Source organism: Ursidibacter sp. B-7004-1 (assembly GCF_053654055.1).
In genome coordinates, this window is sequence record NZ_JBSIUP010000003.1 from 80,264 (window position 1) to 101,331 (window position 21,068).

Below are 21,068 nucleotides of genomic sequence, written 5' to 3' on the forward strand. Positions count from 1 at the left end.
TCTTATTCAAAGAGAGATTGATGTAACGTAAATTCAGTATAACGACATTCTCTTAACGCAGAAAAAGCGGTATAATCCGCCACCTTTCTAACCAACCTTTGTTATTTATATGCAAAAACTTCTTTATCCTGTTGATTCAAAACCACCATTTGGATTAACACTCCTTCTCGCTTCGCAACATTTACTTGCCGCCCTAGGGGGAATTATTGCCGTTCCGCTAGTGCTAGGGAATGTATTACAACTTCCAACCGCAGATACCATTGTGTTAGTCAATGCGGCATTATTAGTATCTGGTATCGTGACGATTATTCAATGTCAAGGTATCGGCCCTATCGGTTTACGCTTACCAAGTGTAATGGGGACAAGTTTTACTTTCGTTGCGGCAGCTCTCGCGATTGGCTTTAGTGAATATGGTGTAGCGGGTATTCTTGGCTCATCATTAGTGGGTTCTTTAGTGATGATTATCGGTAGCTTCTTTATGCCTTATGTTCGCAAGCTGTTTCCACCCGTTGTTACTGGTGTGGTTGTAATGATGATCGGTTTAAGCCTTATTCCTGTGGCTGTGGACTGGTTTGCAGGCGGGCAAAAAGGCGATCCTAACTATGCAGATCCTGCCAATTTGGCAATGGCGACATTTGTCTTAGTGCTTGTGGTTGCATTAGTACAATGGGGCAAAGGGATTTTCTCAGCAGCGGCGATTGTGATTGGTATCTTAGTCGGTTATGTTGTCGCATTAGCATTAGGCTGGATTAACTTCGATAGCGTAAAAAATGCGGAGCTATTTGCCGTTCCACAACCATTACACTTTGGCTTAGCCTTCCCTATTTCTGGAATTATTGGAATGAGTATTGCTTACTTAGTAACCATTGTTGAATCAAGCGGTAACTTTTTAGCGCTAGGTAACGCAACACAAACGGAGATCACTGGTAAACACCTGCGTGGTGGTGTATTGTGCGATGGTTTAGGCTCTGCTTTTGCTGCAATAATGTCCACAACCCCGTTCTCATCATTCTCACAAAATATCGGCGTTATTTCATTGACTGGAGTAGCAAGTCGCTATGTAGTAACAATTATGGGCGTTTTACTCGTGTTAGCTGGTGTATTCCCTGTATTTGGTGCATTGATTGTTTCAATTCCTATGCCAGTATTAGGTGGTGCAGGTTTAATGATGTTTGCAATGATTATTGCAGCAGGTATTCAAATGTTGGATAAAGTAGAACGTAGCAAACGTAATGGATTGATTATTGCTATTTCTATTGGCTGTGGACTAGCAGTAACAACACGCCCTGAACTGCTTGATAAACTACCAAGTTTCTTTAAAGAAATTTTCGGTTCTGGTATTACGGTAGGTTCATTACTGGCTCTTACGCTTAACCTGATTTTGCCACAAGATAAAGAACATTCTGAAAAATAATTACATCAATATCTATTTCCTACTTGAAAAGTAGGAAATAAATCTCTATCTTGTGTAACCATATAACGCTTCGTTAGATAGAAGCGTTTCTTTTTATCACTCAATAAGGAAACACTATGAGCAATGTAATTCATACCACTGACGCAACATTTGAACAAGACGTATTAAAATCAGATGTTCCTGTATTATTAGATTTTTGGGCACCTTGGTGTGGTCCTTGTCGTGCAATCGGACCAATGTTAGATGATTTAGCTGAACAAGTTGGCGAAAATGCCCGTATCGTAAAAATGAATGTTGATGAAAACCAACAAGTACCTGCACAATTCGGCGTACGCAGTATCCCATTCTTACTTATTTTCAAAAATGGTGAAGTTGTAGCACAACAAGTTGGTGCTCAAAACTTACCCGCATTCTTAGAAAACTTGAAATAATAAGTAGCTAATTATAAGCATAAGTGTAATGAAAAAAGAGGTACTAATCATTATCGGTTATCCTCCTTTTGTTCATTGCACTTTTTCACATTACCCTTGGGGGTAATGTGAAGTGCTAGCTCCTTATAGAGTAACCTAAAAACAGCATATTCTATATATAGATTTTTTATTTAAGGTAATCAACTCTCACGCTTAACAATAAAAGACGCTAATTCAGCTAGAGCGGTTGTATCGAATGGAAGTTGAGCTAAAGATAAAAGAGCAGCTTGATAGAGATCTTCAGCTTTTTGTTTTGCTCCGTCTAAACCAAGTAATTTAGGGTAGGTACTTTTATTTAAGGCCTGATCTGCTCCTACGGTTTTTCCTATTTTTTCACTTTGTCCGATAACATCTAAGATATCATCTTGTACTTGAAAGGCTAAACCAATAGCTTGGGCATAATGTGTCAAGTGCTGTTTAATTTGTTGATTATTCACATATTTTGATAAATTAAACCCCATTAACACAGAGGCTAAAATCAAAGCACCTGTTTTATTACGGTGGATTAGCTCCAATTCACTAAGTGAAACACTTTTATTTTCAGATAACAAATCTAAACTTTGCCCTAAACACATTCCTTTTGCTCCAGATGAGCTGGCAAGCAGTTGAATTTGTAGGATTTTTTGTTTTTCCGAAATAGTAGGATCTTGACTTAATAGTTCAAAAGCAAAGGTTTGCAAAGCATCACCAGCTAAAATAGCGGTTGCTTCATCGAATGCAATATGACAAGTTGGTTTACCACGACGAAGAGTGTCATTATCCATTGCGGGCAAATCATCGTGAACTAGCGAATAAGCGTGAATAGCTTCCATTGCTCCTGCAGAGTGATCGAGTTGTTCTAATGGAACACCTAACATTTTTCCTGTCGTATAAATTAAAAATGGTCGAACTCGTTTTCCACCAAGCAATACGGCGTAAGACATTGCATCAATAAGCGGTGAGTTAAAATTATCATATTGCGTTAATTGGGTTGCAAGAAAATCATTAACACGTTGCTGGCATTGCGTAAGCTCGTGAGAAAGTTGATATGTCATTATTGATAATCCACCAATTCACTGTCTTGATCTTTTTGTAATAGAATTTGAATACGTTGTTCTGCTTTTTGTAAGCGTTCTTGTCCTTGCTGAACCAGTTTAATAGCAGTTTCAAACTCAGTTAATGCTTCTTCTAGGGGAAGTTCTCCCGATTCTAAACGCCCGACAATTTCTTCTAATTCTTTCAGGGTTGTTTCAAAATCTTGTGTTGGTTTCTTTGCCACGATAATTTCCTTAGTATTTATAATGTAAATTATTCTGAACTAACTTGTTGTAAATATTGAGATAATTGATAGAAAGTTAATTTCCCACTTGCAACATCCACCATTATGTCATCTAGCCCTATATCTGCTTGAATTTCAACACCTTGCAGATCGAGATAAGTTAGCATTGTTACCATTGCAGTACGCTTATTTCCATCAGGAAATGCGTGGGCTTTTGCTATTGCTATCGCATAAAGTGCAGCGATATCAAATATATTATTGGTGTTTTCATAAAGTATCCAATTATCAATACGAGCTAAAGCACCATCTAGTTTGCCAATATCGGCAAAACCTTTTAATCCAGGCTCATTTTCTAAGATAACCTGATGTATTGCGAGGACTAGTTCAATATCAATCATTTATAAGCAAGGGATTTAATTTCTTTGTTGTGTGTTTTTATCACTCGTTTAGCAGCGGCCAATGCAACACGTTTCCCCGCTTCACCTTTAAGCTCCATTTTTACAGGTTGATTGTTTGATTTCATTGTTTTTCCCTAATTATTACGTTAGAAATTTTGTGATTTATGCTCCTTATCTTAATCTTAAGCATAAGATGCGTCAATCTAGCTTTATATAATATGTACTGAATTATTCAATACATTCAAAAGTGGAAAATTTCGCAAATTTCCGCTATTGTGCAAGCTTCAAGAAGGAGCAAAATGTGAAAGTCACACAATTAAATATATATCCCATCAAATCGTCAAAGGCCTATGTTGTAGAGCAAGCCTTTGTACACCCACAAGGTTTAAATTTTGACCGAGAATTTATGATTACTGAACCTGACGGTACATTTATTACAGCTCGTAAAGAAAAAGTACTCTATCAACTAGCTGCTTTTCCATTTTCAACAGGCATTGTAATACGTGCAGATAATGGGGAACAATGTATCGTACATTATCGTGATTTTGTAAAAAGTGCCGATAGTGAAGTTTGGGGAACACACTTTCCATCTTGGATTGCTCATCATTCCGTTAATCACTGGTTGAGTGGTCTGTTTGGGCGAGAGGTTCAACTTCGTTGGCTTGGAGAGAAAAGCCAACGCCAAGTGACAAATTTTGAACCTAATCCAATGAGCTTTGCGGATAGCAACCCAATTTTGTTAGTTTCACAACAATCTTTAAAACAAGTGCAAGAATGGTCGCCTGTTCCTGTTACAATGGAACAGTTTCGTGGCAATATTGTCATAGATGGCGATTTAGCTTTTGAAGAAGAACAGTGGCAACGCATTCAAATCGGTGATGTGATATTGCGTTTTGCTCAATGTTGTACTCGCTGCATTTTAATTACTCGTAATTTAGATACTTTAGAGTTAGATCCTAAAGCTGAACCATTTAGAACACTTAAACAGCACCATACGAATGAAAAAGGTAAACCATTATTTGGTATTCATCTAGTACCCGAAAATAGTGGGGTTATTCGTGTTGGTGATACTATTACTTTATTAGACTAAGGTCTGTATATGCAAAAAAAACGCTCCATTTTATTCCCAATATTCTTCTTTATTGGTCTTAATTTAATTATTTTTACCTTATCTCGTATCGGGCTATCTTTTTGGCAAGCCGAACGTATTACTGCCGTTGATGGTTGGGTACGTTTATTCTTACAAGGGTTACGCATTGATATTGTTTCCATTTGTTATCTTTTTGGCGTGCCTGCACTTTTTAGCGTACTCTTTTTGAATAACAATATATTAGGCACTATTTGGCAAAAAATCTTACGCATTTGGCTCACTGTCGGAAGCGTATTTATTCTGTTTATGGAAGTTGCAACCCCTGCATTTATCGAAACTTACGATTTCCGCCCAAACCGTTTATTTATTGAATACTTACTTTACCCTAAAGAAGTTTTTTCAATGTTAGCGAATGGACATCTTGTAGCGGTATTATCTAGCTTAATTGTTACCATCATTGCGAGTGTGATTTATTGGAAGTTATCTGGTTGGGCAGTGAAAGATTTACAGCTACCAAGCTGGAAATGGCGACCAGTCATTGCCTTAGTGATTATTGCTGTTTCTTTTGTCGGTGCTCGTTCAACCTTAAACCATAGGGGAATTAACCCAGCTATGGTAGCATTCTCAGGCGATCCGTTAGTTAATTCACTCGTACTTAACTCAGGTTACTCTGTCTTATATGCCGCACAACAACTAAAAGATGAAGACAAATCATCTGAACAGTATGGAAAAATGCCAGTAGATGAAATGCTAAATATCGTGAAAAGTAGTCGTGGACGTCCAGAAAGTGATTATATTTCTGCAGAATACCCAACTTTAACTCGCAATAAAGCAACCTATCAAGGTAAACCTAAAAATATCGTGATCCTATTAGAAGAAAGTTTAGGGGCACAATTTGTAGGGACATTAGGGGGTAAGCCACTTACACCTGAATTTGATAAATTAGCTCAAGAAGGTTGGTTATTTGAGAATTTATATGCCACAGGAACACGTTCAGTGCGTGGGATTGAAGCGGTTACCGCAGGTTTTACGCCAACTCCCGCTCGTGCAACGGTGAAACTCACAAAAAGCCAGAATGGTTTCTTTACTATTGCTGATTTACTAGGGCGTCAAGGCTATCATACGTCGTTTATTTACGGCGGTGAGAAACACTTTGATAATATGGCAAGCTATTTCTACGGAAATGGTTTCCAAAAAATTATTGATGAGAAGGATTACAAAAATCCAAAATTTGTCGCCACTTGGGGAATGAGTGATGAAGACTTGTTTGATAAAGCCAATGAAACGTTTACAGAATTAGCCAAAGGCGATCAACCTTTCTTTAGCTTGGTCTTTACCTCAAGTAACCACGACCCATTTGAATTCCCAGATGGAAAAATTGAATTGTTTGATAAAGAAAAACAAACCCGTAATAACGCTGCAAAATATGCAGATTACGCTTTAGGCTATTTTTTCAAATTAGCGAAACAATCAAACTATTGGAAAGATACCATTTTCTTAGTGATTGCAGACCACGACTCGCGTGTCGGTGGTGCTGAATTAGTACCGATTAAAAATTTCCATATCCCAGCGTTAATTTTAGGAGAAGGCATTGAAGCAAAACGCGATCCACGTTTAGTTAGCCAAATTGATATGCCGACCACCTTGCTATCTTTAGCCGGCGTAAGTGGCGATTATCCGATGATTGGCTATGATTTAACTCAGCAAGTTGATCCAAATCGTGCCTTTATGCAATACGATCAAACTCAAGGAATGATGAAAGGAACAGATGTGATTATTTTGCAACCGAATACTGCTGCCAAAGGTTATGAATACAATCCACAGAATAATCAACTTACACCGAAAGAACAGCCAGAGTCAATGAAAAAAGAAGCTTTAGCTCACGCATTGTTAGGTAGTTATTTATATAACAAACAGCTGCATAAACTACCTAAAACGGCAAATTAAGTTATTAAGAGTATCATCTTATAGATCTTACTGCATTTAAAAGTCGATTGAGTTTAATATTTATCTTTTATATCAAACTCGATCGGCGATAAACATTGAGCGAATAAAGATTATCGCCAATTTTTTCGGCATTTTCTTGCACTTCTACAAAGGCAAAACCACAACGTTGAGCCACTGCATTACTGCGAGAATTATGAGTTGCACAGCGTAAAACATAGTGGTCAAATTGATCTTGAGTGGCATTGATAATTGCATTAACCGATTGTGTAACAATGCCTTGCCCTTGCATTTCAGGCGAAAGCCAGTAACCGATGTGGGCTGTTCTGTTTTCCCAATCAATCGGCTTATTAAAACTAATTGTTCCTACCGCCTTTCCTTGCCAACAAATCGCCCAAACAAAAGATTCGCCACTTTTTGCTTCTTTTTCACACAATTTTACAAAATTCTGTGAGTCTTCCAACTTATGCGTAAATCTTGTCCAATGGACAAATTGAGATAAATAATCACGATGGCGATCAATCTGTGTAAAAATGGCTTCACTATGCCCATCATTGATTTTCTCGAGTACAATTTCATTATTTATTACAATCTGTTGTGGTAGCTTGTACATCATTTTATTCCCCTTTCAATCAACAAGAATTGGAATTTACGCTCAAAAATTTTACATATCAAGCAACAAGCGGTCTGTTTTTACAAAAATTTTGCAATTTTTTATCCTTTCCCCTTGAAAAGTAAATTCTTACCACCAAATAGCTCCCCGTTACCCTAAAATCAGGGAAAATATTTTAATCTACAAGGCTATAAGGAGCTATTTCAATGAAAATTCGTCCATTACACGATAAAGTTATTTTAAAACGTGAAGAAGAGGAAACTAAATCAGCAGGCGGTATCGTATTGACAGGTTCTGCTGCAACAAAATCCACTCGTGGTAAAGTATTAGCGGTCGGTAACGGTCGTACTTTAGATAATGGCACAGTACTCCCGTTAAATGTGAAAGTGGGCGATGTAGTTATCTTTAATGAGTATGGTGTAAAAGCAGAGAAAATTGACGGCGAAGAAGTGTTAATTCTTTCTGAAGACAATATTTTAGCAATCGTAGAATAATTGAAATTATAGGAAATAAAAAAATGGCAGCAAAAGACGTAAAATTTGGTAATGATGCACGCGTTAAAATGTTAAACGGTGTGAATGTATTAGCAGACGCAGTGAAAGTAACTTTAGGCCCTAAAGGTCGTAATGTGGTATTAGATAAAGCATTTGGTGCACCAACGATCACTAAAGATGGTGTTTCAGTTGCTCGTGAGATCGAATTAGAAGATAAATTCGAAAATATGGGTGCACAAATGGTAAAAGAAGTGGCATCAAAAGCGAACGATGCGGCGGGCGATGGTACAACGACTGCAACGGTATTAGCACAAGCTATCGTAAATGAAGGCTTAAAAGCAGTTGCGGCAGGTATGAACCCGATGGATTTAAAACGTGGGATTGATAAAGCTGTTGCCGCAGTGGTTGAAGAATTAAAAACACTTTCTAAACCTTGCGAAACATCAAAAGAGATTGAGCAAGTAGGGACAATTTCTGCAAACTCAGACAGCACAGTGGGTAAATTGATTGCTCAAGCAATGGAAAAAGTGGGTAAAGAAGGCGTAATTACTGTTGAAGACGGTACAGGTTTAGAAGATGCCTTAGATGTGGTGGAAGGTATGCAGTTTGATCGTGGTTACTTATCACCATACTTCATCAATAAACCTGAAGCAGGTACCGTTGAGTTAGAAAATCCATATATCTTATTAGTCGATAAAAAAATCTCGAACATTCGTGAAATTCTGCCAGTATTAGAAGCAGTGGCAAAAGCAGCGAAACCGTTGTTAATTATTGCAGAAGATATTGAAGGCGAAGCATTAGCAACTTTAGTTGTGAATACAATGCGTGGTATCGTGAAAGTCGCGGCGGTTAAAGCTCCGGGCTTTGGTGATCGCCGTAAAGCAATGTTACAAGATATTGCGATTTTAACGGCAGGTACAGTGATTTCAGAAGAAATCGGTATGGAATTAGAGAAAGCCACGCTTGAAGAACTTGGTCAAGCAAAACGTGTTGTGATTTCAAAAGACAATACCACTATTATTGACGGTATCGGTGATGAAGCACAAATTAAAGGTCGTGTTGCTCAAATTCGTCAGCAAATCGAAGATTCAACCTCAGATTATGATAAAGAAAAACTCCAAGAGCGTGTAGCAAAATTAGCTGGCGGTGTTGCAGTAATTAAAGTTGGTGCAGCGACTGAAGTTGAAATGAAAGAGAAGAAAGATCGTGTTGATGATGCACTTCACGCAACTCGTGCAGCGGTTGAAGAAGGCATTGTTGCAGGTGGTGGAGTGGCATTAGTGCGTGCTGCAAGCAAAGTCGCAACAACCTTAAAAGGTGATAATGAAGAACAAAACGTGGGTATTAAACTGGCACTTCGTGCAATGGAAGCTCCACTTCGTCAAATCGTAACCAATGCAGGTGAAGAAGCATCAGTTGTTGCTCGTAATGTAAAAGATGGTAGTGGCAACTATGGCTATAATGCGGCGACAGAACAATATGGCGATATGTTAGAAATGGGTATTTTAGACCCAACTAAAGTAACTCGTTCAGCATTACAATTTGCAGCCTCTATCGCAGGGTTAATGATCACAACAGAATGTATGATCACCGATTTACCTAAAGATGAAAAAGCTGACTTAGGTGCTGGAATGGGCGGTATGGGTGGAATGGGCGGAATGATGTAATTCATAGCCATACACATAAATAATAGACTAAGACTTAATTTCTAGTATTGGGGAATTAAGTCTTTTTTCTTGCAAAAAATTTTCCCGATCTCACCGCTTGTAAGCTATAATAACAAAAATACTGTATAAAATCACATAAAAGAGGCGTTGTGATGGATTTTTCTTTATTACTAGACGGATTAAATGATAAACAGCGAGAAGCAGTTGCTGCTCCATTAGGAAACTATCTTGTATTAGCTGGGGCTGGCAGTGGTAAAACTCGGGTCTTAACACATCGCATAGCTTGGTTAATTGGGGTGGAAAATATTCCCGAAGCGAGTATTTTAGCGGTTACTTTTACCAATAAAGCGGCTGCAGAAATGCGTCATCGTATTGAACACACGTTATCTCAATCTAGTAATCATCGACTATTTGGAATGTGGGTAGGCACTTTCCATAGTATCGCTAATCGTTTACTGAGAATGCACTACCTTGATGCAAATCTTCCGCAAGATTTTCAAATTATGGATAGTGAAGATCAGCAACGCCTAATTAAACGCTTATTGAAATTACATAATATTGATGAAAAACATTTTCCACCAAAACAAGTGGCGTGGTTTATCAATGCTAAGAAAGATCAAGGATTACGAGCAAAAGACATTGAACGTAGTGATGATGTTAATACCCAAAAATTAGTACAAATTTATCAGATCTACCAAGATGCTTGCGATCGTGCAGGTTTACTCGATTTTGCAGAGTTACTCATTAGAACCTATGAGCTATTTAAACAAAATAAATTGATTTTACAGCGTTATCAGCAGCGATTTCGCCAAATTCTCATTGATGAGTTTCAAGATACCAACAACATTCAGTATGACTTAATTCATTTACTTGCAGGTAATAGTAGTAATGTAATGATTGTTGGTGATGATGACCAATCCATTTATGGCTGGCGTGGTGCTCAAGTTGAAAATATTCAACGTTTTTTAGATGACTATACCAATGCTCAAACAATTCGTTTAGAACAAAATTATCGTTCTACGGGGAATATTTTAAGTGCTGCTAATGGTTTGATTGCCAATAATGAAAACCGCTTAGGTAAGAATTTATGGACGGATAGCGGAGAGGGTGAGCCTGTTGATATTTATTGTGCTTTCAATGAGCTTGATGAAGCCCGTTTTGTTGCATCACAAATTAAACAATGGAAAGAAGATGAAGGAGAGCTAAATCAGTGTGCGGTGCTGTATCGTAGCAACAGCCAATCACGTGTTATTGAAGAAGCTCTTATTCAAGCAAGTATTCCTTACCGTATTTATGGCGGAATGCGATTTTTTGAACGCCAAGAAATTAAAGATGCTTTGGCATATTTACGTTTAATTGCGAATCGCCAAGATGATGCGGCTTTTGAGCGTGTGGTAAATACACCACCGCGTAGTATCGGTGATCGTACGTTAGATATTTTGCGACAGCTCACTCGTACACGCCAAATTACTTTATGGCAAGCTATTCAAGTTGCTGTTCAAGAAGAGCAACTTTCAGGGCGTGCTGCATCGGCTTTATTACGTTTTGTGGATTTAATCAATGCACTTGAGCAAGAAACAGAACAAATGCCACTTTTTGAACAGACCGATTTTGTGATCCGCAAATCTGGTTTATACGAAATGTATAAACAAGAGAAAGGGGAAAAAGGCGAAGTTCGTATTGAAAACTTGGAAGAATTAGTAACTGCTGCACGCCAATTTAATAAACCTGATGAAGCAGAAGAAATGAGCGATCTAACTGCTTTTTTAACTCACGCATCATTAGAATCAGGTGAGACACAAGCATCACCACATCAAGATTATGTGGAGCTGATGACTTTACACTCAGCAAAAGGGCTTGAATTTCCACGAGTATTTATTGTTGGTGTAGAAGAAGGCATTTTTCCAAGCGGAATGAGCTTTGACGAAGGGCGTTTACAAGAAGAACGGCGTTTAGCTTATGTCGGTATTACTCGAGCGAAAAAGAAACTCACAATTAGCTATGCGGAAAGCCGCCGTTTATATGGTAAAGAAGAGCGTCATTTACCTTCCCGATTTATTGCCGAATTACCTGAAGAGCACATTCGAGAAGTCCGTTTGCGTGGAAATATCAATCGCCCAGCTCACTTTTTTGCAAAAAATTCCCCAAAACCAACCGCTTCAGTACTTGAGGATAGTCCTTGGAAGATGGGACAAAAAGTCCGACACGAGAAATTTGGGCAAGGCACAATCATCAATGTCGAAGGCAGTGGGGATCAGACTCGCTTACAGGTCGCTTTTGTCCAACAAGGGATTAAATGGTTGATTGCCAAAATGGCAAATTTAGAAAAGGCATAGCATTAGAAAAGTGAATATAAAAATGAAACAGAGTGTTTATGATAATCCGATTTTTTTTGCTAATTATTTAAAGTTGCGTGAGAACCCGATTAGCCTAAATGAGATAGTTGAAAAGCCAACGATGTTCTCGCTTTTGCCCGATCTTAATCACAAGCAAGTGCTTGATTTAGGTTGTGGCGTGGGAGAGCATCTTCTCCATTATTTGCAACAAGGTGCAAAAAAAGTGGTGGGCTTAGATCTTTCTCAATCAATGCTAGCACAAGCAGAGCAAGGTTTTGCAAAAAATGGTTATGATCAAACCGCTTATCGTTGCTACTGTTTACCAATGGAGCAGTTAGATCAAATTGAAGAAACTAATTTTGATTTGGTGACGAGTTCTTTTGCTTTCCACTATGTTGAGGATCTGAAAGGTTTATTACAACGTATTCATTCAAAACTAGCTCCCAATGGTATGTTAGTTTTTTCCCAAGAACACCCGATTACAACTTGCTTTCGTGAAGGCGAACGCTGGGTTAAAGACCAAAATAAACAACAAATAGCCTATCGTCTTAGCTTTTACCGAGAAGAAGGACTACGAAATAGGAATTGGTTTCAGCAACCATTCAAGACTTATCATAGAACCACTGCGACTATTTTAAATAGCTTAATTGACGTAGGATTTGAGATTATAAGAGTAGAAGAACCGATGTTGGCAGAGCAGACCGAGTGGCATAACGAGTTTAAAGATTTACGTCATCGTCCACCATTACTGTTTATAAAATCAGTAAAGAGACTAGATATAAGATAATTCTATACTACTCCATTTGTAGTATTATTTTATTCGCTGTAATTTATAGTTATTTTTTGTTTTAGTAGGATTCCCATTTTCATCACAAACTTCAACGTAGCTATCTGTTACTAATAGGGTAAGATTCCCAGAATTGTTTAAACGAAGTACATTAGATTTATTGGTATCCCAAATATAATTCCCTTTCTCAATATAAGGGTGCTGCTCTTTATTTTTGAAGTAAACCGTATTGTATTGATAAGTCTTATCTGAATTTAATACAAGCTCAGCGTCAATTTTTTCACAATCTGCACAAGGTAAAGAACCCTTATAAGTACCAGATACGGTTTTTTGTGGCAGACCTGAACAAGCCCCTAACATTGTAGTAAAAGCAATTAGGGCAATTTTTTTCATCTTGGCTTTCCTCTTTAATTTTTAAGTATTCGAGCTAAATAGATTTAAAATTAGGATTTAGTTTTAATTCTAGTTGTTTAATATGTGGGAAATCTATTTGAATTAAATCTAATAACATTGATTGTTGTAATAAAAATCCTTGCCGTATCGTGGCATTTTGAACTTCAATAACCAATAGATTATCGTATAAATTGATAATTCGATAAAGATTCCGATATTGAGCTGGAAGAATCTGTTGGATTTTAAGATTTAACAGATTGATTTCATTGCTACGTTGGACAAGCTTAGCTAGGCTTGAGTTCTCTAAAATGTCCGTAATATTTTTAAGTGGTTGAATTTTCATCTTTATTTACAATTATTCCCCTTGTTTTTCTTAACTTAGCCACAATAATCTGACTTATTCTACAAAAGTATCGTATAATCGGCATAGTTTTTTTCGAGTTAATTTTATTATGGGTCTTTTTCGACAGTTTCATAAACCTGCATTTTGGTCGCAACTATTTTTAGGACAGTTGTTCTTAGGAATGGTCGCGATTTTAACCTTACCTAATGCACAGCCAATCTTGAATGAAACCGAACAAAGTACCATTGCAAATCAACAATTCCTTACACTTAGTGATTTATCACAGTTTCAATACAATGAAAAAGAACAAACTTATTTTTTCATTGAACCACAATTTTCTTTAAACCTTATCGAAAAACAAGCGGTTATTTTTTGCGAATTTTTTGTAAAATCATACCGCTTTGATGATATTGCTACCCCACCAATTCGAGCTGGGCCTTACGCCTGATTTTTTCAATTTATTTTATTACTGGTGTCTATTGATACTAATTATTCCCTATTTTAAATACTATTTCTATTAGGAAAGAATTTTATGTTTACAAAATTAATGACTTCAATTTTTGGCAGTAGCAATGATCGTACTTTACGCCGTTTAAACAAACGAGTGGTACAAATTAACAAATTAGAACCTGAATTTGAAAAATTAACTGATGATGAATTAAAAGCCAAAACTGCAGAATTTAAACAACGTCTTGCAGAAGGGGCAACGTTAGATAGCTTATTACACGAAGCTTTTGCGACAGTGCGTGAGGCTAGCAAACGTGTATTAGGAATGCGTCATTTTGATGTGCAGCTTATCGGTGGTATGGTGCTGACTGAACGTAACATCGCAGAAATGCGTACTGGGGAAGGTAAAACTTTAACTGCAACGCTACCTTGCTACTTAAATGCTTTAACAGGTAAAGGCGTTCACGTTGTAACCGTCAATGATTACTTAGCTCGCCGAGATGCTGAAACTAACCGCCCATTATTTGAATTTTTAGGAATGAGCGTTGCAGTCAATATTCCGGGGTTAGCCTCTGATGAAAAGCGTGCAGCTTATCAAGCGGATATTACTTATGCGACTAACAGTGAATTAGGCTTTGATTATTTGCGTGATAACTTAGCTCATTCAAAAGAAGAACGTTTTCAACGCCCATTACATTATGCGTTAGTCGATGAAGTGGACTCAATCTTAATTGATGAAGCTCGTACACCATTGATTATTTCAGGCCCTGCAGAAGATGCTACGCAAATCTACCAAGCGATTGATACCATCATTCCACACTTAATCGCACAAGATAAAGAAGATACCGAAGAATATACGGGTGAAGGTGATTTTACCTTAGATCTCAAAAGTAAACAGGCTCACTTAACAGAGCGTGGGCAAGTGAAAGTTGAAGAATTGCTTACTCAAATGGGCTTAATGCACGAAGGTGAAAGTTTATATCACCCAGCTCGTATCAGCTTATTACATCACGTTTATGCCGCATTGCGAGCTCACAAATTATTTGAATTAAATGTGGACTACATTGTAAAAGATGGTGAAGTGGTGATTATTGATGAACACACTGGGCGTACAATGGCAGGCCGCCGTTGGTCAGATGGTTTACACCAAGCGATTGAAGCCAAAGAGAAAGTCAATATCCAAGGTGAAAACCAAACCGTTGCATCAATTACTTATCAAAATTACTTCCGCTTATACGAAAAACTAGCGGGAATGACTGGTACGGCAGATACGGAAGCCTTTGAATTCCAACAAATTTATGGCTTAGATACCGTTGTTATCCCAACTAACCGTCCAATGATTCGTGATGATAAAACTGATTTAATGTTTAAGAGCGAGCCTGAAAAATTCCAAGCGGTTATTAAAGATATTCAAGACTGTATGGCTCGTAACCAGCCTGTACTCGTGGGAACAATTTCAATCGAAAAATCGGAAGCTCTCTCTGAAGCCTTAAAACAAGCTGGCATTCCACATAAAGTGTTAAATGCAAAATTCCACGCCCAAGAAGCAGAAATTGTGGCTGATGCAGGCTATCCAGGAGCGGTAACCATCGCAACCAATATGGCAGGACGTGGTACAGATATTGTGTTAGGTGGTAACTGGAAAGCGGAAATCTCGAAACTAGAAAATCCAACAGCAGAACAGATTGAAGCGATTAAATCTGCGTGGAAAGAACGTCATGAGATTGTAATGAAAGCGGGCGGTTTACACATTATTGGTACAGAGCGCCACGAATCTCGTCGTATCGACAACCAATTACGTGGACGTTCAGGTCGTCAAGGCGACCCAGGTTCTTCACGTTTCTATCTCTCTTTAGATGATGCGTTAATGCGTATTTACCTTAACGAAGGCAAATTAAATATGATGCGTAAAGCCTTTAGCGAAGAAGGCGAAGCGATGGAGTCTAAATTATTAACCAAAGTGATTGCATCTGCCCAAGCCAAAGTAGAAGCACACAACTTTGACGGACGTAAGCAATTATTACAATATGACGATGTTGCGAACGAACAACGTAAAGCGATCTATGAGCAACGTAATTACTTATTAGAAAGCGATGATATTTCAGCAATGATCGACACTATTCGTACTGATGTATTCAATACGGTAATCGATCAATATATTCCACCACAATCTATTGAAGAAATGTGGGATATTCCAGCGTTAGAAAATCGCTTAAAACAAGAGTTTGCAATGGATCTACCGATTGAACAGTGGCTCAATGATGAAAAAGATCTGCACGAAGATACACTACGTGAACGTATTATCTCCCTAGCGAAAACCCAATATGCTGAAAAAGAAGCAATGGTGGGAGCAGAAATAATGCGTAACTTCGAAAAAGGAGTAATGTTACAGAATCTTGATGAACTCTGGAAAGAGCATCTCTCAGCAATGGATTATCTGCGTAAAGGGATTCATTTGCGTGGTTATGCTCAAAAAGATCCGAAACAAGAGTATAAAAAAGAGTCTTTTGCAATGTTTACCAATATGCTTGATCACTTAAAATCTAATGTGATTAGTATTCTAAGCCGTATCCAAGTGCGTAGCCAAGAAGAAGTGGAGCAAGCAGAACGTGAACGTCAGGCACTAGCAGAGCAAGAGTCTGCTCATTATCACGAAGAAAACAGTGAACAAGAAAATGCACTGACAGAAGAACAAGATTTATCAAATCTTAATATCGGGCGTAATGAACCTTGCCCGTGTGGTTCAGGCAAAAAATATAAACATTGCCACGGTAATAAAGCAAAATATGCTTAATAACTAACATAAGCGGTCAGATATTGTAAAAAATTTGCAAGAAATGGCCGCTTTGTTTTAATCACTCTATGTTTATTTTCACGATTAGGAAAGGAAATGACAAAAAAGCAGGTACAAGTTGCCGTAGGCATTATTCGTAATGAATTTGGGCAGATCTATCTCACACAGCGTTTAGAAGGGCAAGATTTTGCTCAATCGTTAGAATTCCCCGGTGGAAAAATTGAACCCGATGAAACACCAGAGCAAGCATTAAAAAGAGAATTGGAAGAAGAGATCGGCATTGTTACTTTAAGTGCGTTTCCCTACGAGCATTTTCATTTTGAATACCCAACTAAGACCATAGAATTCTTTTTCTATTTAGTTGAAGAGTGGATTGGCGAGCCTTTTGGACGAGAAGGACAAGAAGGTTTTTGGATCCATCAATCCGAGCTGGAAGAAGGTCAATTTCCCCCAGCCAATGCTGAGATAGTTAATCGCTTAAAGCATGAAATACATTGATTGTTATTAACATAGATGTAATGGATAAATCAGCAATCATTTTTCCATTACACCTTTTTGTTTGAGCATCTAGTTTTATTTTAATTTCAGTTTTTTCCCTACTACGATTTTATTTTGTTTAATATCGTTGAGTTCACTAAGTTTATCTGGGGTTGTTTTATACATTCTTGCAATAGAGTAAAGTGTTTCATCTTTCTGCACAATATGGAATTTAGCATTCAAATCTACTTCCTTTTGGCTCTCTTTACTAGAAATCTTCTCTTTGCTTTTTGTAGTTTGCTGTTTTTTCTCGTCTTTTTTACTTGTTTGGATATTTTCTTTACTATTTTCCTTAGTTGGCTTATTCGCCATTTTTTTGGCGTCTACCTTGTTTAGCTTTGTTTCTGTTTTATCCGACTTTTTCGCTTCTTTCTCTTTAATACTCAACTTAGCATCTTTATTTTTCTCTTTTTTCGTTTCATTTCGTTCAGTATAAATCGCTTTTGGCGAGACTTTATAGTATTTACGTTGATATTCGACTAAACCATTATAGATCGCTCTAGCAACTTGGCGGCGATAGGCAAGAGAAGAAAGTTTTTGTTCTTCTATGGCATTCGAGAGAAAGCCTGTTTCAACTAAGATAGACGGAATATCAGGCGAACGTAACACACTTAAACTTGCGTGCTGTGGAGCACTTTTAGCGAGTTTAGTCACATTGCTCATTTTACTGAGAATAGTTTTGCCTAATTCATAACCTGCTCGCTGTGAATGAGAAAATTGTAAATCCAATACGGTTTGGCTTAAATAACGCTCGTTAGCTTGAGCCAGTACAGAACCTGCACCACCAAGCAATTCAGATTGTTTTTCGTGATCTTCTAGCCATTTACCTAATTCATCATTTGCTCTGCGATTGGATAAAACCCAAACAGATGCACCGCGTAAATTCTCCGAACTTGGTGATGAATCTGCGTGAATAGACACTAAATAATTGGCTTTATTTTTACGGGCAATCTCGGTTCGGTTTGGTAACTGAATAAAATAATCGCCACTACGGGTCATCACAGCTCGAAAATTTGGATCAGCATCAAGTAGTGCTTTTAACTCTTTAGCGATAGATAAGGTAACATCTTTTTCTTTGATACCTAGTGTTTTTCCGATTGCTCCAGGGTCTTTTCCACCGTGTCCCGCATCAATCGCAATGACTGTTTTGGCATAGCTTGTAATGCTGAAAGTAAATAAAGCAACCAGCGGTAGAAATTTTAAAAGTTTATGTTTCATTTTATTTCTCAAATAGGCTTTACTAAGCTGTGTGATTTGCTAGAAAATTTGCAATAATCGTTTTTCCAATTTCATTTTGTGCTTGTAATTCAATGTTTCTGCCTGTTTGTGCATAATCAATTTGAATAATAATATCAGCACTTGGAATCATTCCTTGCCCACGCATAGCCCATTCTAATAAACAGAGTGTTTGTGGGCGGAAGTAATCACGAATACCCATAAATTCTAGTTCTTCAGGATCAGCTAAACGATAAAGATCAAAATGATAAAGAGAATAAGGAGCTAAATGATATTCTTCCACTAGCGTATAAGTTGGGCTTTTCACATTTCCTTGATGCCCAAAGGCTTGTACGATACTGCGAGTGAGTGTGGTTTTACCCGCCCCTAGCTCGCCATTGAGATAAATCACTAACCCTTTATCACGATGATTTGCAAAAAAATCTTGGAATGTGACCGCTAATTTACAGCCAAATTCCAACATTTGTGTTTCATTTTCAAAATAAAATTGTGTTTTTGTCATTCTTGTTTGTTATTTAATCTAATTTAATAAAATGCTCTCGGTAAAATTTTAATTCTTCAATAGATTCTTTAATATCGTCTAGTGCTAAATGCGTATTTTTTTTGTTGAATTGATTAAGCATTTCTGGTTTCCAACGGCTTGCTAACTCTTTTAAGGTGCTAACATCGAGGTGACGATAATGAAAAAATTCTGCTAAATCAGGCATATAACGGTAAAGAAAACGCTTATCTTGTGCAATGCTGTTTCCACAGATAGGTGATGCACCTTTAGGGACCCATTTTTTCAGAAAATCAAGGGTTTGTAACTCTGCCGCACGTTCGGTTAATTTACTCTGTTTTACACGCTCCACTAAACCATTTTCGGTGTGGGTTTTAACGCACCATTCGCTCATTTTATTCAGTAATTCATCGGATTGATGAATAGCAAGTACAGGCCCTTCGGCAAGAATATTTAGATCTTTATCAGTAACAATAGTGGCAATTTCGATAATACGCTCTTTTTCAGGATCTAATCCTGTCATTTCTAGATCGATCCAAATTAAATTTTGTTTATTTTGTTCACTCATTATCATTCCTTAATTGTTGTAATGCTTGATAAACATTCTGTGGCACAAATTGTGCGACATCGCCTTGATGTCGATAAACTTCTCGAACCATTGTAGAAGATAGATAACGCCACGCTAATGAAGACGGTAAAAATACTGTTTCTAATTCATTTTGTAGCTGTTGATTAAGCTGTGCTAGGTGAATTTCATAATCAATATCCGCTCCACCACGAATACCGCGAATCAATGCAGTTGCGTTATGATCTTTGGCTAAATCTGCCAGTAAGACACTAAATCCCAACACAGTTACATTATCTAAGTGATGGCAACTTTGTTTAACTAATTCAATCCGTTGTTCAAGGCTAAAAAGCGGTTGTTTACTTGGATTTTTAGCAACAGCTATAATTACTTTATCAAATAATTTTGCCGAACGTTGAATAACGTCCAAATGTCCATTTGTAATAGGATCGAAAGTACCAGGGTAAATGACCGTTTTATTCATCTTTATTCTCTTTTGATTCTAAATAAGGCGATAGTAATGCTAAGTGGCGTTTTAACGCTCCTTGATTCTCTTTTAAAACATCATAACCTGCTTGGCTAATCTCTTTCCCTAGTTCTGGGTGCTCAAAGAGATAATTAACGGCTTCCGCAAGACCTTCAACGTTACTCTCAATTTCAATCACACCATCAACATCTCTTAATTTACTAAAGACTTCTGGAAAGTTAAATGTATGTAAACCTGAGATAACGGGTAATCCAAATGCGATAGGTTCAAGTGGGTTATGCCCACCGTGTTTTACAAGGCTTCCACCTATAAAAGCAACTTGTGCTAAACCGTATAATAACATCATTTCACCCATTGTATCACCAAGTAATACTTGGGTATTTGGTAAAATTCCACGCTGATCTGACCGCTTGACATAAGGTATTTTCATTTTTCTAAGTAGCTCTTCGACACTTGCAAAACGTTCTGGGTGGCGTGGTACTAAAATCAGCACAAGGCTTGGGTGTGTAATTAACAATTTACGATGGGCGTCTAAAATCATTTTTTCTTCACCTTCGTGGGTGCTACCAGCAATCCATACAGCTCTTCGAGAAAGGTTTAGATAAACTCGAGTTTCGGTAACTTTTTTATGTAGCTCAGGTGTAATTTCTAAATCGAATTTAAGATTTCCAGTATTTACTAAACGCTGCGGGTTAAACCCTAACTGGATATAGCGTTCAGCACTAACGGAATCTTGAGCTAAAATTAGCGTAATTTCATTGAGCATTTCTCGTAAGTGCGTCTTTATCCAGCCATAACGTTTAGCTGACCTTGGTGATAAACGAGCGTTAGCAATCACAAATGGAATTTTTCGTTGATGAATTTGATGAATTAAGTTTGGCCATAATTCTGTTTCAATTACCACAAATAATTTTGGTTTAACAAATTTCAGAAAACGATTGATTGCATCGGGTAGATCGTAAGGTAGATAAATGTGAGATAGACTGTCACCAAAAGCCGATTTAACCCTTTCTGAGCCTGTTGGGGTAACAGTGGTTACTGTGATGGCTAACTGGGGATATTGAGTTCGAATTGCTTTAATCAATGGTGTTGCAGCAATCACCTCACCGACTGATGCGGCGTGAATGACGATCCCATTCGCTTTAGGTGGAATTATTTTTGAATAAAAGCCGTAACGTTCGGATAAACGTTGACGGTATTCAGGCAAAGTTCTACCACGATACAACATTACCAATAGCACTAGTGGCTGAATAATATAACTAAGTAAAGTATATAAATGGCGTAACATTTTAGGTC

Annotated in this window: 23 protein-coding genes; 11 read left to right on the top strand and 12 right to left on the bottom strand. The window is 37.6% G+C overall.

From position 1 onward, the window contains the following. Positions 1 to 109 precede the first annotated feature (109 nt). Complete coding sequence (locus ACWIW0_RS01870) at positions 110 to 1,414, top strand: uracil-xanthine permease family protein (RefSeq protein WP_454451972.1); 1,305 nt, start codon at positions 110 to 112, stop codon at positions 1,412 to 1,414. 116 nt (positions 1,415 to 1,530) lie between these two features. Next, positions 1,531 to 1,845 carry a thioredoxin gene (trxA, locus tag ACWIW0_RS01875; RefSeq protein ID WP_454451973.1) on the top strand — a complete coding sequence of 105 codons (315 nt, stop codon included), beginning with the start codon at positions 1,531 to 1,533 and terminating at the stop codon, positions 1,843 to 1,845. A gap of 179 nt (positions 1,846 to 2,024) precedes the next feature. Here the strand turns inward: trxA and ispA are convergent, their stop codons facing one another. The 4 genes from ispA to ACWIW0_RS01895 are packed head-to-tail and all read right to left on the bottom strand — an operon-like array spanning position 2,025 to position 3,665. Beyond that, positions 2,025 to 2,918: a (2E,6E)-farnesyl diphosphate synthase gene (gene ispA, locus ACWIW0_RS01880; RefSeq protein WP_454451974.1), complete on the bottom strand. Its 894-nt coding sequence runs from the start codon at positions 2,916 to 2,918 to the stop codon at positions 2,025 to 2,027. Continuing rightward, positions 2,918 to 3,142, bottom strand: a complete 225-nt coding sequence (xseB, locus tag ACWIW0_RS01885; protein WP_454451975.1) for an exodeoxyribonuclease VII small subunit — start codon at positions 3,140 to 3,142, stop codon at positions 2,918 to 2,920. Before xseB ends, ispA begins: the two co-directional genes overlap by 1 nt. Positions 3,143 to 3,171: 29 nt before the next feature. Beyond that, entirely contained in the window at positions 3,172 to 3,540 is a 369-nt protein-coding gene (locus tag ACWIW0_RS01890; protein ID WP_454451976.1) for a type II toxin-antitoxin system death-on-curing family toxin, read from the bottom strand. Beyond that, positions 3,537 to 3,665 (bottom strand): hypothetical protein, encoded by a 129-nt coding sequence (locus ACWIW0_RS01895; protein WP_454451977.1) that lies wholly within the window; start codon positions 3,663 to 3,665, stop codon positions 3,537 to 3,539. The genes ACWIW0_RS01890 and ACWIW0_RS01895 overlap by 4 nt, the downstream gene beginning before the upstream one ends. 176 nt (positions 3,666 to 3,841) lie before the next feature. On the opposite strand from ACWIW0_RS01895, the gene ACWIW0_RS01900 reads away from it, so the two are divergent. Then, a complete protein-coding gene (locus tag ACWIW0_RS01900) occupies positions 3,842 to 4,630 on the top strand; it encodes an MOSC domain-containing protein (protein ID WP_454451978.1) in 789 nt (262 codons plus the stop codon). Between the two features lie 9 nt (positions 4,631 to 4,639). Further along, the gene (locus ACWIW0_RS01905) at positions 4,640 to 6,577 is read left to right on the top strand and encodes an LTA synthase family protein (RefSeq protein WP_454451979.1); all 1,938 of its coding nucleotides are present in this window, start codon (positions 4,640 to 4,642) and stop codon (positions 6,575 to 6,577) included. 67 nt (positions 6,578 to 6,644) lie between these two features. Here ACWIW0_RS01905 and ACWIW0_RS01910 read toward each other — a convergent pair whose 3' ends face one another. Further along, positions 6,645 to 7,190: a GNAT family N-acetyltransferase gene (locus tag ACWIW0_RS01910; protein ID WP_454451980.1), complete on the bottom strand. Its 546-nt coding sequence runs from the start codon at positions 7,188 to 7,190 to the stop codon at positions 6,645 to 6,647. A 203-nt stretch (positions 7,191 to 7,393) separates the two neighbouring features. Here ACWIW0_RS01910 and ACWIW0_RS01915 point away from each other — a divergent pair, with 203 nt between their 5' ends. The 4 genes from ACWIW0_RS01915 to ACWIW0_RS01930 all read left to right on the top strand — a co-directional run bounded on the left by ACWIW0_RS01915 (position 7,394) and on the right by ACWIW0_RS01930 (position 12,471). After that, positions 7,394 to 7,681 (top strand): co-chaperone GroES, encoded by a 288-nt coding sequence (locus ACWIW0_RS01915; RefSeq protein WP_157395527.1) that lies wholly within the window; start codon positions 7,394 to 7,396, stop codon positions 7,679 to 7,681. Between the two features lie 23 nt (positions 7,682 to 7,704). Beyond that, positions 7,705 to 9,348, top strand: coding sequence for a chaperonin GroEL (gene groL / locus ACWIW0_RS01920; protein ID WP_454443135.1), 1,644 nt, complete (start codon positions 7,705 to 7,707; stop codon positions 9,346 to 9,348). 152 nt (positions 9,349 to 9,500) lie between these two features. Continuing rightward, on the top strand, positions 9,501 to 11,684 hold the full coding sequence (uvrD, locus tag ACWIW0_RS01925; RefSeq protein ID WP_454451981.1) for a DNA helicase II: 2,184 nt from the start codon (positions 9,501 to 9,503) through the stop codon (positions 11,682 to 11,684). A 22-nt stretch (positions 11,685 to 11,706) separates the two neighbouring features. Beyond that, complete coding sequence (locus ACWIW0_RS01930; protein WP_454451982.1) at positions 11,707 to 12,471, top strand: class I SAM-dependent DNA methyltransferase; 765 nt, start codon at positions 11,707 to 11,709, stop codon at positions 12,469 to 12,471. 24 nt (positions 12,472 to 12,495) lie between these two features. On the opposite strand, the gene ACWIW0_RS01935 is transcribed toward ACWIW0_RS01930, so the two are convergent. Further along, positions 12,496 to 12,864: a copper resistance protein NlpE N-terminal domain-containing protein gene (locus ACWIW0_RS01935; RefSeq protein ID WP_454451983.1), complete on the bottom strand. Its 369-nt coding sequence runs from the start codon at positions 12,862 to 12,864 to the stop codon at positions 12,496 to 12,498. A 34-nt stretch (positions 12,865 to 12,898) separates the two neighbouring features. Beyond that, positions 12,899 to 13,207: a DUF721 domain-containing protein gene (locus ACWIW0_RS01940; RefSeq protein ID WP_454451984.1), complete on the bottom strand. Its 309-nt coding sequence runs from the start codon at positions 13,205 to 13,207 to the stop codon at positions 12,899 to 12,901. A gap of 109 nt (positions 13,208 to 13,316) precedes the next feature. Here ACWIW0_RS01940 and secM point away from each other — a divergent pair, with 109 nt between their 5' ends. The 3 genes from secM to mutT all read left to right on the top strand — a co-directional run bounded on the left by secM (position 13,317) and on the right by mutT (position 16,946). Then, complete coding sequence (secM, locus tag ACWIW0_RS01945; RefSeq protein ID WP_454451985.1) at positions 13,317 to 13,655, top strand: secA translation cis-regulator SecM; 339 nt, start codon at positions 13,317 to 13,319, stop codon at positions 13,653 to 13,655. An 84-nt stretch (positions 13,656 to 13,739) separates the two neighbouring features. Next, positions 13,740 to 16,448: a preprotein translocase subunit SecA gene (gene secA, locus ACWIW0_RS01950; RefSeq protein ID WP_454451986.1), complete on the top strand. Its 2,709-nt coding sequence runs from the start codon at positions 13,740 to 13,742 to the stop codon at positions 16,446 to 16,448. A 96-nt stretch (positions 16,449 to 16,544) separates the two neighbouring features. Beyond that, complete coding sequence (mutT, locus tag ACWIW0_RS01955; RefSeq protein ID WP_454451987.1) at positions 16,545 to 16,946, top strand: 8-oxo-dGTP diphosphatase MutT; 402 nt, start codon at positions 16,545 to 16,547, stop codon at positions 16,944 to 16,946. Between the two features lie 75 nt (positions 16,947 to 17,021). On the opposite strand, the gene ACWIW0_RS01960 is transcribed toward mutT, so the two are convergent. The 5 genes from ACWIW0_RS01960 to waaA are packed head-to-tail and all read right to left on the bottom strand — an operon-like array spanning position 17,022 to position 21,060. Then, positions 17,022 to 18,203, bottom strand: a complete 1,182-nt coding sequence (locus tag ACWIW0_RS01960; RefSeq protein WP_454451988.1) for an N-acetylmuramoyl-L-alanine amidase — start codon at positions 18,201 to 18,203, stop codon at positions 17,022 to 17,024. A gap of 22 nt (positions 18,204 to 18,225) precedes the next feature. Next, on the bottom strand, positions 18,226 to 18,723 hold the full coding sequence (gene tsaE, locus ACWIW0_RS01965) for a tRNA (adenosine(37)-N6)-threonylcarbamoyltransferase complex ATPase subunit type 1 TsaE (protein WP_454451989.1): 498 nt from the start codon (positions 18,721 to 18,723) through the stop codon (positions 18,226 to 18,228). Positions 18,724 to 18,736: 13 nt separating this feature from the next. After that, the gene (gene orn, locus ACWIW0_RS01970) at positions 18,737 to 19,288 is read right to left on the bottom strand and encodes an oligoribonuclease (protein WP_454445846.1); all 552 of its coding nucleotides are present in this window, start codon (positions 19,286 to 19,288) and stop codon (positions 18,737 to 18,739) included. Further along, positions 19,281 to 19,769, bottom strand: a complete 489-nt coding sequence (coaD, locus tag ACWIW0_RS01975; protein WP_454451990.1) for a pantetheine-phosphate adenylyltransferase — start codon at positions 19,767 to 19,769, stop codon at positions 19,281 to 19,283. The genes orn and coaD overlap by 8 nt, the downstream gene beginning before the upstream one ends. Further along, positions 19,762 to 21,060, bottom strand: a complete 1,299-nt coding sequence (gene waaA / locus ACWIW0_RS01980; protein ID WP_454451991.1) for a lipid IV(A) 3-deoxy-D-manno-octulosonic acid transferase — start codon at positions 21,058 to 21,060, stop codon at positions 19,762 to 19,764. The genes coaD and waaA overlap by 8 nt, the downstream gene beginning before the upstream one ends. Positions 21,061 to 21,068 lie beyond the last annotated feature (8 nt).